This is a genomic window from Brevundimonas sp. UBA7664 (genome assembly GCF_002483305.1).
Lineage (GTDB): Bacteria > Pseudomonadota > Alphaproteobacteria > Caulobacterales > Caulobacteraceae > Brevundimonas.
In genome coordinates, this window is record NZ_DLHQ01000061.1 from 1 (window position 1) to 11,080 (window position 11,080).

An 11,080-nucleotide genomic window follows, 5' to 3' on the forward strand; every position below is an offset into this window, starting at 1 on the left:
GACGAGGCCTGTCGGCGGCAAGCCCGGCGCGGGCCATGGCCAGCTGGTTGCGCGCCCGCCGCCGACAGGCCTCGTCATCGTCGGCGCCGCACTGCCTGGCCTCCCAGCGCGCGGGGTCGGCGAGCGCCCAGGCGGGGACCCCGTTCTCCGCCGCCGCTTCCGCGGCTGCGCTCCGGCTATAGCCGCCCTCTCCGATGGTCGCCTGTCCCGAAGCGGAGCGGTTCACGGCGGCCCAGGGGTTGGCCTCGTCGTCATCCCCTGGCGGCGGCTCTGTCGGGGTGACGAAGGCGATGCGGCCTTCGGGCGTCGGGCATCCGGGGGAATGGACGGGCCGTCCGCCGAAGGTGCAGCGCGGGTCGGGATCGGCCGGCGTCGCCGCACCCGCCTGTGACGCCGCCTCCGCGACGGGGGCCGTCCGGATCGGGCCGTCCTGCAACAGGGCGATGAGCAGCAGGGCGAGGATCATTGCGGCCGCAACAGGTCTTCAAGCGCGCTCGCGGCGGCGCCCGACCGGTCGTCGCCGCAAATGATCATGCTGGACGAGGAGGACCCGTCCTCGTTCGTCTGGCTGTCCTGCCGCGTGGTGCAGCGCCCGCCGAAGGCCGAGCCCTGGCTCGCCGACGCCGGATCATCCGCGGCCGAGGCGACCATCGTCGCCGGGGGCCTCGGCTGGAAGCCGGGCAGGCGGGCTTGCAGCGCGGTCCCGATGCGGTGTTCGCACGCCTCCAGTGTTTCGCTGGAGCGCCGCACCAGTGGACTGCAATGCGACAGCACAAAGCCATAGGGGTCGCGCAGGGCGGAATCCGGGATCACGATCTCCGGATTGCCGGCCGGCGCCGCCAGCTGGATCGCCATCGCCAGTATCGTCAGCAGCATCCTCGACCCTCCCGCCGGTACGAGACGCACGGGCGAGCCGGCCTGTCACCTGTCCAGACCTGACGACGTTATGTGAGGGTTTTCAATCCCTGCCGCCCAGCCGAATCCGCAGGCCTTCGTCCTCGTCCTGGCGGCCGCTGGCGGGCCGGCATTCCTCGGTCCAGGCCACCCCGCCGCTGGGCTGAGCCCGCGGCCGGGTCTCGCAGGCCCGTTCCTCCAGCGCCGCCGTCGGACGGTCGGGCCGGGACGGCGCGCCGCATTGCAGGGCGTAGCGATCGCCGGCGGCTTCCTGTCGACACTGTTCCGGCGCTCCAGCCGGGGCGAGGCCGGCGGGCAGGGCCTCGCCCAGATTGGCCGCAAGGGCGGTCCGCACCCGGGCCTGACAGGCCTCCATCGACTCGGTCGCCTTGCGGACCAGCGGGCTGCATTCGGCCCGCTCATAGCCCCAGGGGTCGGCGCGCGCCGAGTCGGGAATGGGAGGAGCCTCGGCGACCGCGGCCACGGGCTCCGGCGCCGCGGGCGTCTGCCACACCACCTGTCCCGTCGCCGCGGGGGCGGCCTGTTGCAGCATGACGGCGAAGACGACGGCGAGCATGGGGGCACTCCTCGGACGACCCGTGAACCCTAACCTATTTGGCCAGCGCCCGCATCGCCTTCTCCAGCCCTTCCAGCGTCAGCGGATACATCCGTTCGTCGACCAGTTCCCGCACCATCCCGACCGAGGCCGAATAGCTCCAGTAGCGTTCGGGCGACGGGTTCAGCCAGGCCACCTTGTCCCACTGCTGCGTGGCCCGCTTCATCCAGACGGCGCCGGCCTCCTCGTTCCAGTGCTCGACCGAACCGCCGGGCATGGTCACTTCATAGGGGCTCATGGTGGCGTCGCCGACGAAGATGGCGCGCCAGTCGCCGGGGTATTTGTTCAGCACCTCCCAGGTCGGGATCTTCTCGCTGTGCCGACGCCGGTTGTCCTTCCACACGCCCTCGTAGAGGCAGTTGTGGAAGTAGAAGAATTCGAGGTGTTTGAACTCGGTCTTCGCGGCCGAGAACAGCTCCTCGCACATCTTCACATGGGCATCCATCGAGCCGCCGATGTCGAGGAACAGCAGCACCTTGATCGTGTTGCGCCGCTCGGCGCGCATGTGGATGTCCAGCCAGCCCTGACGCGCCGTCCCGTCGATGGTCGCGTCCATGTCCAGCTCGTCCGGCGCGCCCTGCCGGGCGAACCGGCGCAGACGGCGCAAGGCGACCTTGATGTTGCGCGTGCCCAGTTCGACCTGGTCGTCGAGGTTCCGGTACTCGCGCTTCTCCCAGACCTTGACCGCCCGGCCGTGCTTGCCGGGCCCGCCGATGCGCACGCCCTCGGGATTGTAGCCGCCGTGCCCGAACGGGCTGGTGCCCCCGGTGCCGACCCATTTGTTTCCGCCCTCGTGCCGGCCCTGCTGTTCCTCGAGCCGCTGCTTCAGCGTCTCCATCAGCTTGTCGAACCCGCCCAGCGCCTCAATCTGCGCCTTCTCCTCGTCGGTCAGATATTTCTCGTTGAGCAGCTTCAGCCAGTCGGCGGGCACGTCCAGCGCCGGCTCCTCGCCCGCGCCCACGGTCTCGATCCCGGCGAACACCTTGCCGAACACCTGGTCGAACCGGTCGTAGTGCTTCTCGTCCTTGACCAGCACCGCGCGCGACAGGTGGTAGAAGTCATCGACCTTCCGCCCGGCCACGTCCTTGTCCATGGCCTCCATCAGATGGAGCCATTCCTTCATCGACACGGGCACGCGCGCGTCGCGAAGAGCGGTGAAGAAGGGGAGGAGCATGGGGTCAGGCTAACAGGGCTTGTGCGGCGACCCAATCGGTCTTCGCGAGACGACGTCAGCGTCCGTGTGCGTCGGTCTGGATATTGGCCATGATGACGCCCGCGTATACGCTGACCAGCATTGCGTCTTCGAAACGGCCAGTCGCGCGAACCTTGTATCCCCATTGCCCGACGTGGTGGACGAGGGCCATGGTCAGCATTGGACCATCAGGCATCGTGACTTTGAAGGCAGCATACTTCGGCGCGGGCCAGTCGCCGATGCTGGTAGTCGCCAGGGCGCCATCGAACGGAATGGCGTCGGGCCAACGATTTCGGATCGCGCTCACTGCATCGTTGATGACCGCATCTTCGCTGGGTAAGGGCCGGTATCGCGTGGCGTAAGTGGTGGCGTCGATCAGCAGGGACTCCTCGCGCGAAGCACAACCGACGTCGTCGCCGCGCGGCACGCCGTCGTTCTGGTCGGGGAAGATCAGAATCCGGTCATTCGCGCTGTCGCTGAACCGGCAGCGCATCCCGCTGGCGAGGTGTTCAACTGTTGGAAGGCGCCCCGTGGTTTTGTTGGCGAAGATCCCTTCAGCCCCGGCGTTACGGATCAGCTCATCGGCCCTGGCGCGGGCATCAGCAATTTCAGCCGGAGTAGGGGGAACGGCCTCCTGCACGTCCTGCGCCCAGACCACGGGGGCCGCCAACAACGCGGCGATAAAAGACAGACGACCGATCATTGTGCATCCCGTGAACTCTTTCGGGATCAAGCCACGGTTGCGTCTCGCAGTCTATCCGCGAATTCCTCGGGCGGATCACCCCCGCCGCAGGATGAACTCGTCATCCATCCACGCCCCGACCGGATACTGGTACTCGCCGGCTACCTCGAACCCCCAGGCCGCATACAGCTTCTGCGCCTTCAGGTTTCCGCTCCAGACGCCGATCCACAGCGGCCCTTCGGTATGGCTTTCCATCCACTCAAGCGCGATCGCCAGCAGCTTCGTCCCCAGCCCCAGTCCCTGCGCCGCCTTCGACACATACAGCCGCCGCAGCTCCGCATGGCTGGCTCGGGCTTCCGGGTGGGGCAGGGTGTTCGGCCCCGTGTTGGCGAAGGCCAGCAGGTCTCCGTCGCGCTCGGCCACCCACCAGGCCGCGCCCGGCTCCTTCAGCTTCGCGCGGATGGCGTCCGGACTGAAGCTGGCGTCGAGGAACGCCGCCAGATCATCGGCCGGATAGGGAATGGCGAACCCGTCCACGAAGGTGTCGATAAAGGTCTGCCGCCCCAGAACGCCCAGGGCGGCGGCGTCGGCTTCCACGGCGGGTCGGATCACGGGCTCGGTCATGACCGGCGATTAGGACCTCGATCGGCACGCGACAAGCCCGCCGGCCGCTTCTATTCTCCGCCCGATGAGCGTCGCCCTCTTCACCCATCCCGACATGCTGGACCACCGCCCGGGCCCGGGGCATCCCGAACGGCCGGAGCGGCTGCAGGCCGTGCTCGACGCCCTGGACGCCGCCGCCCTCGGCCTTGATCGCCGGGCCGCGACCGAGGCGCGGATCGCCGACCTCGAACGCCTGCACCCGGTCGACCATGTCGCCCGCATCCTGACCGCCTCGCCCGCCTCCGGCCTCAACGCGCTGGACGCCGACACCGTCCTGTCGCCGGGCAGCGTCCGCGCCGCCCGCCTCGCCGCCGGGGCCGTCATCGACGCGGTCCGCGCCGTGGCCCGGGGCGAGACGGCCCGCGCCTTCGCCGCCGTCCGCCCGCCGGGCCACCACGCCGAGCCGGACCAGAGCATGGGCTTCTGCCTGTTCTCCAATGTCGCCGTCGCCGCCCGCGTGGCCCAGGCCGAGGGCATAGCCCGCGTCGCCGTCATCGATTTCGACGTCCACCACGGCAACGGCACCCAGGCGGCGTTCGAGGCGGACAGCAGCCTGTTCCTCGGCTCGATCCATCAGAGCCCGCTCTATCCCGGCACCGGCGCCGCGTCCGAGACCGGCGTCGGCAATATCGTCAACGTCCCGGTGCCGCCGCACGCCGCCCGCGAGGCCTGGCGCGCCACCTTCTCGGGCGGCCTCATGCCGGCGCTGGAGGCCTTCGCCCCTGACCTGATCCTGATCTCCGCCGGTTTCGACGCCCACCGCCGCGATCCGCTCGCCCACCAGTCGCTGGAGGCCGAGGATTTCGCCTGGGCCACCCGCGCCGTGCTCGAGATCGCGCGATCGTGCTGTGGCGGCAAGGTTGTGTCCTCGCTCGAGGGCGGTTACGACCTAGAAGGGCTGGGCCGTTCCGCGGTCGCCCACGTTCAGGCCTTGGGGGAGGAATAAGGACGGTTCGCCAATCGCTTGCCGCCGCATATCATGCCCGCCCCCGCCAGAGACTCACTGATGGCCGAAGCCCCTGCGCCGTCGAAGGCAGAGCCCGCGCCGCCCCGCGCCGCGCTGGTCTCGGTGCGTCCGGGCGCCATCGTCCTGGCCCGGCACGGCGAACCGGCCCTGTCGCGCAAATGCTTTCTGACCTCCGACCAGTACCGCGACTGGTGGGCGAAATACGAGATCGGCGGCCTGCGCGCCGGCCAGACCCCGCCGCCCGAACTGCTGGCCACGGCCGAGGGCGCGGGCGCCATCTACGCCTCGACCCGCCCCCGCGCCCAGGAAACCGCCGCCGCCATCGCCGCCGGCCGCGAGGTGATGTCGGACGCCCTGTTCATCGAGGCCCCCCTGCCGCCGCCGCACTTCCCTTCGTGGTTCAAGCTGCCGCCCAAATACTGGGGTGTCGTCGCCCGCATCTGGTGGCACGCCTTCAATCATCACGAGGGCCAGGAAACCCGCCGCCAGGCCGAATGCCGCGCCGAAAAGGCCGCACAGGCCCTGATCGCCCGCGCCGAAAGCGGCCAGGACGTGCTGGTCCTCGCCCACGGCTATTTCAACCACATGGTCGGCCGCCGCCTGCGCGCCGACGGCTGGGACCTGGTCCACAACCAGGGCTTCAAATACTGGTCCCAGCGCCGCTACGAGAAGCGCTGACGCGCGGGAGAGGACCATGATCCGACGCGCCCTGCTCGCCCTCTGCCTCGCCGCCGCCGCCCTGTCGGCCCCCGCCTTCGCCCAGGATGCAGCGCCGGCTCCGGCCGCGGTCCGCGTCCTGCTTGAGACCTCCGCCGGGAATATTCTCGTCGAGACCGACCCCCGCGCCCCGATCACCGCCGCCAACTTCTTGCGATATGTCGACGAGGGCCGGTTCGACGGCACGGACTTCTACCGCGGCATGGAGCTGGGCGGCGAGACCGGCGTGGTCCAGGGCGGGACCAGCAATGCGCCGGACCGCATCCTGCCGCCCATCGCCCATGAGCCGACCAGCCAGACCGGCCTGCGCCACGTCGACGGCGCCCTGTCCATGGCGCGGTTCGACCCCGGCACCGCCGACGGCGACTTCTTCATCATCGTCGGCAACCTGCCCGGCTTCGACGCCCGGGCCGCCCCGCCCGATCCCGGCTTCGCCGTCTTCGGCCGGGTGGTCGAAGGCATGGACATCGTCCGCGCCATCCTCGCCGCCCCCAAATCCCCGACCGAGGGCGAAGGCTTCATGCGCGGCCAGATGCTCGACCCCCGCGTCCGCATCGTCTCCGCCCGCCGCGCGCCCGCCCCCTGAGCGGACGCACTTGCTCCCGCCAGAGCAGTGAACCTCCCAGCTCTGAAGCTCCGCCGGCCCCGCCAAATGACCCGCCGACCCCGGTCTCCGCTTGAGACCCGCCGCCACCCCCTCTAGGGTCGCCCGCCATGACCGACGCCGCCCCCATTCCCGCCGACCTCAGCTTCGAGGACGCCCTCCAGCGTCTTGAGGCCATCGTCTCCAAACTCGAGTCCGGCCAGGCCCCGCTGGAGGAGTCGATCGCCCTCTATGAGGAGGGCGCGCGGCTCAAGGCCCATTGCGAGAACCGGCTCAAGGCCGCCCAGCTCCGCGTCGAGAAGATCGTGGTCGGCGCCGACGGCCAGGCGAAGGGCGTCGAACCGGCCGAGTTCAGCTGATGCCGGCCCCCGCCGGCCAGATCGCCTTCGATGACTTCATGAAGGTCGATGTCCGCGTGGGCGAAGTCCTCGCCGTCGATCCCTTCCCCGAGGCCCGCAAGCCGGCGTGGAAACTGACCATCGACTTCGGCCCCGACATCGGGGTGAAGAAGTCCTCGGCCCAGATCACCGTCCACTACACCCGCGACCAGCTGCTGGGCCGCAAGGTCGCCGCCGTGGTCAATTTCCCGCCGCGCCAGATCGGCCCCTTCATGTCCGAGGTCCTGACCCTCGGCTTCCCCGACGCCGCCGGCGAGGTGGTCCTGATCGGCGTCGACCGCGACGTGCCCCTGGGCGGGAGGCTGTTCTGACCCCCGCCTTCGCCGCCAACTCGCCGGAACAGGGCGTCATCGACCGGGTGGCCGAGATCGCCGATCTGGTCACCGTCGCCCTCGACGAGCTGCTGCCGCGCGCGGACGGACCCGAATCACGCCTGACCGAGGCCATGCGCTACGCGGCGCTGGGCCCCGGCAAGCGGCTGCGGCCCTTCTTCGCCCTGGAGGCGGCCAATCTGTTCGACATCGAGGAACGGCCGGTGCTGCGCGCCGCCTGCGCCCTCGAATGCGTCCACGCCTACAGCCTCGTCCATGACGACCTGCCATGCATGGACGACGACGACGTCCGCCGCGGCCGGCCCACGGTGCACAGGGCCTATGACGAGGCCACCGCCGTCCTCGCCGGCGACGCCCTGCAGACCGCCGCCTTCGACATCCTGCTGCATGAGGACACCCACGACGATCCCGCCGTCCGCTGCGAGCTGGCGGCCCGGCTGTCGCTGGCCTCGGGCGCGCGCGGCATGGCCGGCGGCCAGATGATCGACCTGCTCGGCGTCCGCGACGACCTCGGCGGCGTCGCCCGCATGCAGCGGCTCAAGACCGGCGCCCTGTTCACCTACGCCTTCGAGATCCCCCTGATCATCGCCGGCGCCCGCGAGATCCACCGGCAGGCCCTGACCAGCTTCGCCCACGACATCGGCCTGGCCTACCAGATCGTCGACGACCTGCTCGACGTCGAGGGCGACGAGGACCTCCTCGGCAAGGCGGCCAACAAGGACGCGGCCCGCGGCAAGACCAATTTCGTCACCCTTCTGGGCGTCGACGCGGCGCGGCACAGGGTCGCGCATCTGGCCGATCAGGCCCGCGCCCACCTCGATATCTTCGGCCCCGACGCCGATATCCTCAAGGCCAGTGTGGATTACGTCCTGCACCGGCGTTCCTGAGCCGGCGCCGGGTCCTGCACCGGTCCCGTATCGAAAAATCAGATCCCGTCGATCCGCACCGCAGCGAAATGCGCTACAGCGTGTTGGAAGACCAAAGGCTTAGGTACGAACCGCCCGCATGCCCGACACCCCGCTCCTTGATCAGGTCCACCTGCCCGCCGACACGCGGGACTTCGACATTCCGCAGCTGCGCCAGCTGGCGGACGAGCTGCGCACCGAGACCATCGACGCCGTCTCCGTCACCGGCGGCCACCTCGGGGCCGGCCTCGGCGTGGTCGAGCTGACCGTGGCCCTGCACCACGTGTTCGAGACGCCGAAGGACATCCTGATCTGGGACGTCGGCCACCAGTGCTATCCGCACAAGATCCTGACCGGCCGGCGCGACCGCATCCGCACCCTGCGCATGCCCGGCGGCCTCTCGGGCTTCACCAAGCGCAGCGAGAGCGAATACGACCCGTTCGGCGCCGCCCACGCCTCGACCTCGATCAGCGCCGCCCTCGGCTTCTGCGCCGCCCGCGACCAGAAGGGCGAATCGAACAAGGTCGTGGCTGTCATCGGCGACGGCTCCATGTCCGCCGGCATGGCCTATGAGGCCATGAACAACGCCGCCGAGACCACCAAACAGCTGGTCGTCATCCTCAACGACAACGACATGTCGATCGCCCCGCCCGTCGGCGGCATGAGCGCCTATCTGGCCAAACAGGTCTCGGGCGGCGCCTATCGCAATTTCCGCCGCTTCGGAAAGTCGGTCGCCGAACACCTGCCGCGCCCGTTCCGCAACGCCGCCCGCAAGGCCGAGGAATACGCCCGCGGCATGATCGTCGGCGGCACCTTCTTTGAGGAACTGGGCTTCTACTACATCGGCCCGGTCGACGGGCACGACATGGACAACCTCGTCCCCATCCTGAAGAACGCCGCCGCCATCACCGACCGTCCGGTGATCGTCCATGTCGTCACCCAGAAGGGCAAGGGCTACGCCCCCGCCGAGTCCAGCGCCGACAAGCTGCACGCGGTGGTCAAGTTCGACGTGGTCTCGGGCCAGCAGTCCAAATCCGTCTCCAACGCCCCCAGTTACACCAAGGTGTTCGGGACCGAGCTCATCAAGCGGGCCAAACTCGACCCCACGATCGTCGCCATCACCGCCGCCATGCCGTCGGGCACCGGGCTGGACCTGTTCGGCCAGGCCTTCCCCGAACGCACCTATGACGTCGGCATCGCCGAACAGCACGCCGTCACCTTCGCCGCCGGCCTCGCCGCCGACGGGATGAAGCCGGTCTGCGCCATCTATTCGACCTTCCTCCAGCGCGGCTACGACCAGGTCGTCCACGACGTGGCCATCCAGTCCCTGCCGGTCCGGTTCGCCATGGACCGCGCCGGTCTGGTCGGCGCCGACGGCTGCACCCATGCCGGATCGTTCGACATCGGCTTCATGGGCGCGCTTCCCGGCATGGTGCTGATGGCCGCCGCCGACGAGGCCGACCTTGCCGCCATGATCGCCACCAGTCTCGAGATCGACGACCGCCCCTCCGCCTTCCGCTATCCCCGCGGCGACGGCGTCGGCGTGGAAATCCCGGAACTCGCCGCCCCGCTCGAGATCGGCAGGGGCCGCATCGTCCGCGAAGGCACGAGCGTCGCCATCCTGTCGCTGGGCACCCGCCTGCAGGAATCGCTCAAGGCCGCCGACGCTCTCGCCGCCCGCGGCGTCTCGGCCACGGTCGCCGACGCCCGCTTCGCCAAGCCGCTCGACGCTGACATGATCCTGCGCCTCGCCCGCGAGCACGAATGCCTGATCACGGTGGAGGAGGGGGCCATGGGCGGCTTCGGCGCCTTCGTGCTCCAGCTCCTGTCCGACAAGGGCGCGCTCGACGCCGGCCTGAAGATCCGCACCCTGTGCCTGCCCGACGTCTTCCAGGACCAGGACAATCCCGCCGCCATGTACGCCACCGCCGGCCTCAACGCCGAGCACATCGCCGCCGCCGCCCTGCAGGCGCTGGGCGTCGAGGCGACGCGCGCGGTCAGGGCCTAAAGAGCGCGCTCTCCCTCCCCCGAAGTGGGGAGGGACGGCGAGGCGCAGCCGAGCCCGGGTGGGGAACGCCAGTCCAGCACTGATGGCGCCCGCCTTCACCCTTCCCCACCCGGTCGCTGCGCGACCGCCCTCCCCACTTCGGGGGAGGGAGAACGCAACCTCGCCCCCCGCTACCCGTTCCGTCGCGGGGCTTTGAGGGTTGAGTGATATGAAAACCGTTGTCCTTTCCGCTATCGCGGCCGCGTGTCTCGTGGGCGCATCGCCCGCCCTCGCGCAGGACGCCGAGGCCCCGTCGTCCGGCCCGATCGCGGTCATCCGCGCGACCGACACCGCCCTGACCTGCGCCGCCGTGGCCGACGAGGCGGCCCGGCTCAGCCAGGCCATGGGCGGCGAGCCCGACGGCGGTCTGTTCAGCCGGCTCGGCGGCGTCGCCCGCGCCGGCGCCTCCATGGTGATTCCCGGCGCCGGCCTGGCGATCGCGGGCGCCGACGCCCTGACCGCGCCGGAACGCGAACGCCAGGAAGCCGAGGCCGCCGCCGTCCGGCACCGCTGGTACTATCTGAACGGCCTCTACGCCGGTCAGGGCTGCCAGGCCGCCGCCGACGCCCTGGGTCCCACCCCTGCCACGCCCGCCGACGCCGCGCCGATCGAGCCGGCGTCCTGAGCCAAAGCCTTTGAAGATCCTTCCCCCATTTCGGGGGAAGGTGGCAGGCGAAGCCCGATGGACGGGGGCTGGTCAGGCTGGATCCGTCTCCCGCCAATCGCGGCGCGGACAGAGCCCCCATCCAAGCCGCTCCGCGGCCCACCTTCCCCCGAAATGGGGGAAGGGAATGCTAGGCATTCACGGATTGCCAGCACATCCCGCACCGCCAAGTCTCTGATTCCGCCTATCTTCCCAAAAAAGCAGCGTCCCTATCCCGCCGTAGCTGGACCCCGTCCTAGACTCCCCCCGTCCCGTCGCAGGGAGGCTCGCTCGGCCGGCGAACCGAAGCGGCGGCGGGAGCGGAGGGAGCGGGCCGCGACGGAACAATCCGGACGCGGCGGCCCGAGGGCTGCAACGCCCGCAGGCCAAGGGACGGGGAACAACCCCCGTCCGGTCCAG

14 protein-coding genes are annotated in these 11,080 nt (G+C 70.1%); 8 read left to right on the forward strand and 6 right to left on the reverse strand.

All coding sequences use genetic code 11. The features are described 5' to 3' along the window. From B2742_RS14475 to B2742_RS14500, 6 genes are all read right to left on the reverse strand, one after another. A partial coding sequence (locus B2742_RS14475; RefSeq protein WP_292067648.1) for a hypothetical protein occupies positions 1–466 on the reverse strand: 466 nt, incomplete at its 3' end. Continuing rightward, positions 463–876: a hypothetical protein gene (locus B2742_RS14480; protein ID WP_292067649.1), complete on the reverse strand. Its 414-nt coding sequence runs from the start codon at positions 874–876 to the stop codon at positions 463–465. The genes B2742_RS14480 and B2742_RS14475, both read right to left, overlap by 4 nt. 82 nt (positions 877–958) lie before the next feature. Beyond that, positions 959–1,471, reverse strand: coding sequence for a hypothetical protein (locus B2742_RS14485; RefSeq protein WP_292067651.1), 513 nt, complete (start codon positions 1,469–1,471; stop codon positions 959–961). Positions 1,472–1,505: 34 nt separating this feature from the next. Next, positions 1,506–2,684 (reverse strand): vWA domain-containing protein, encoded by a 1,179-nt coding sequence (locus B2742_RS14490; RefSeq protein WP_292067653.1) that lies wholly within the window; start codon positions 2,682–2,684, stop codon positions 1,506–1,508. Between the two features lie 55 nt (positions 2,685–2,739). Beyond that, entirely contained in the window at positions 2,740–3,405 is a 666-nt protein-coding gene (locus B2742_RS14495; RefSeq protein WP_292067655.1) for a hypothetical protein, read from the reverse strand. A gap of 75 nt (positions 3,406–3,480) precedes the next feature. Next, on the reverse strand, positions 3,481–4,008 hold the full coding sequence (locus B2742_RS14500) for a GNAT family N-acetyltransferase (RefSeq protein WP_292067658.1): 528 nt from the start codon (positions 4,006–4,008) through the stop codon (positions 3,481–3,483). 64 nt (positions 4,009–4,072) lie between these two features. On the opposite strand from B2742_RS14500, the gene B2742_RS14505 reads away from it, so the two are divergent. The 8 genes from B2742_RS14505 to B2742_RS14540 all read left to right on the forward strand — a co-directional run bounded on the left by B2742_RS14505 (position 4,073) and on the right by B2742_RS14540 (position 10,642). Further along, a complete protein-coding gene (locus B2742_RS14505; protein WP_292067661.1) occupies positions 4,073–4,993 on the forward strand; it encodes a histone deacetylase family protein in 921 nt (306 codons plus the stop codon). A 60-nt stretch (positions 4,994–5,053) separates the two neighbouring features. After that, complete coding sequence (locus B2742_RS14510; RefSeq protein WP_292067663.1) at positions 5,054–5,692, forward strand: histidine phosphatase family protein; 639 nt, start codon at positions 5,054–5,056, stop codon at positions 5,690–5,692. A gap of 16 nt (positions 5,693–5,708) precedes the next feature. Beyond that, complete coding sequence (locus tag B2742_RS14515) at positions 5,709–6,317, forward strand: peptidylprolyl isomerase (RefSeq protein ID WP_292067666.1); 609 nt, start codon at positions 5,709–5,711, stop codon at positions 6,315–6,317. A gap of 128 nt (positions 6,318–6,445) precedes the next feature. Continuing rightward, positions 6,446–6,694: an exodeoxyribonuclease VII small subunit gene (locus B2742_RS14520; protein ID WP_292067669.1), complete on the forward strand. Its 249-nt coding sequence runs from the start codon at positions 6,446–6,448 to the stop codon at positions 6,692–6,694. Next, positions 6,694–7,044, forward strand: coding sequence for a tRNA-binding protein (locus B2742_RS14525; protein ID WP_292067672.1), 351 nt, complete (start codon positions 6,694–6,696; stop codon positions 7,042–7,044). The genes B2742_RS14520 and B2742_RS14525 overlap by 1 nt, the downstream gene beginning before the upstream one ends. Before the next feature lie 38 nt (positions 7,045–7,082). After that, positions 7,083–7,952: a polyprenyl synthetase family protein gene (locus B2742_RS14530; RefSeq protein ID WP_292067679.1), complete on the forward strand. Its 870-nt coding sequence runs from the start codon at positions 7,083–7,085 to the stop codon at positions 7,950–7,952. A 118-nt stretch (positions 7,953–8,070) separates the two neighbouring features. Then, on the forward strand, positions 8,071–9,978 hold the full coding sequence (gene dxs, locus B2742_RS14535; protein ID WP_292067674.1) for a 1-deoxy-D-xylulose-5-phosphate synthase: 1,908 nt from the start codon (positions 8,071–8,073) through the stop codon (positions 9,976–9,978). Between the two features lie 208 nt (positions 9,979–10,186). After that, positions 10,187–10,642: a hypothetical protein gene (locus B2742_RS14540; RefSeq protein WP_292067677.1), complete on the forward strand. Its 456-nt coding sequence runs from the start codon at positions 10,187–10,189 to the stop codon at positions 10,640–10,642. Positions 10,643–11,080: the final 438 nt, after the last annotated feature.

Coding starts and splice junctions, on each gene's coding strand:
- B2742_RS14500 (WP_292067658.1), bottom strand. CDS start 4,008: ATGACCGAGCCCGTGATCCGACCCGCCGTGGAAGCCGACGCCGCCGCC.
- B2742_RS14495 (WP_292067655.1), bottom strand. CDS start 3,405: ATGATCGGTCGTCTGTCTTTTATCGCCGCGTTGTTGGCGGCCCCCGTG.
- B2742_RS14515 (WP_292067666.1), top strand. CDS start 5,709: ATGATCCGACGCGCCCTGCTCGCCCTCTGCCTCGCCGCCGCCGCCCTG.
- dxs (WP_292067674.1), top strand. CDS start 8,071: ATGCCCGACACCCCGCTCCTTGATCAGGTCCACCTGCCCGCCGACACG.
- B2742_RS14525 (WP_292067672.1), top strand. CDS start 6,694: ATGCCGGCCCCCGCCGGCCAGATCGCCTTCGATGACTTCATGAAGGTC.
- B2742_RS14485 (WP_292067651.1), bottom strand. CDS start 1,471: ATGCTCGCCGTCGTCTTCGCCGTCATGCTGCAACAGGCCGCCCCCGCG.
- B2742_RS14540 (WP_292067677.1), top strand. CDS start 10,187: ATGAAAACCGTTGTCCTTTCCGCTATCGCGGCCGCGTGTCTCGTGGGC.
- B2742_RS14510 (WP_292067663.1), top strand. CDS start 5,054: ATGGCCGAAGCCCCTGCGCCGTCGAAGGCAGAGCCCGCGCCGCCCCGC.
- B2742_RS14520 (WP_292067669.1), top strand. CDS start 6,446: ATGACCGACGCCGCCCCCATTCCCGCCGACCTCAGCTTCGAGGACGCC.
- B2742_RS14490 (WP_292067653.1), bottom strand. CDS start 2,684: ATGCTCCTCCCCTTCTTCACCGCTCTTCGCGACGCGCGCGTGCCCGTG.
- B2742_RS14505 (WP_292067661.1), top strand. CDS start 4,073: ATGAGCGTCGCCCTCTTCACCCATCCCGACATGCTGGACCACCGCCCG.
- B2742_RS14480 (WP_292067649.1), bottom strand. CDS start 876: ATGCTGCTGACGATACTGGCGATGGCGATCCAGCTGGCGGCGCCGGCC.